At 53.0% G+C, this 545-nt stretch carries 1 CRISPR repeat array.

Features of this window, described 5'->3' with window-relative positions:
* Positions 1 to 60: 60 nt before the first annotated feature.
* Positions 61 to 545: a CRISPR direct-repeat array (repeat unit 26 nt; unit sequence GTTTCAATCCACGCACCCTCACGGGG).

The raw sequence follows: 545 nt of genomic DNA, 5'->3' as shown, positions 1-545 counted from the left end.
ATCCACGCACCCTCACGGGGTGCGACGCCGGAAAAGAAAGAAGCGGCCAAGGAAACGCCTGTTTCAATCCACGCACCCTCACGGGGTGCGACCCGGGACGTATGAAAATTACAGCCTATGCGTCAAGTTTCAATCCACGCACCCTCACGGGGTGCGACACTCAAACTTAACTTGGACAATCTGTCCATCATTGTTTCAATCCACGCACCCTCACGGGGTGCGACACCTGGTACTTGATACCGTCAAGACCGCATCCTCGTTTCAATCCACGCACCCTCACGGGGTGCGACTTACTTAGCTACCTAACTATCGAAAAAATATAACGTTTCAATCCACGCACCCTCACGGGGTGCGACTTTTGTAATTCATATTTTTGCAGTTCGTAGCTGTTTCAATCCACGCACCCTCACGGGGTGCGACTCAGAATCTAGTTGACCAGTATCAGCTGTATCTGTTTCAATCCACGCACCCTCACGGGGTGCGACGCCAGCTGGAAACGGTTACGTTCTCGGCAGACATGTTTCAATCCACGCACCCTCACGGGG

It is taken from the genome of Megasphaera sp. MJR8396C (assembly GCF_001546855.1).
Classification (GTDB): domain Bacteria; phylum Bacillota; class Negativicutes; order Veillonellales; family Megasphaeraceae; genus Megasphaera.
This window is presented reverse-complemented; position numbering and strand designations above follow the sequence as displayed.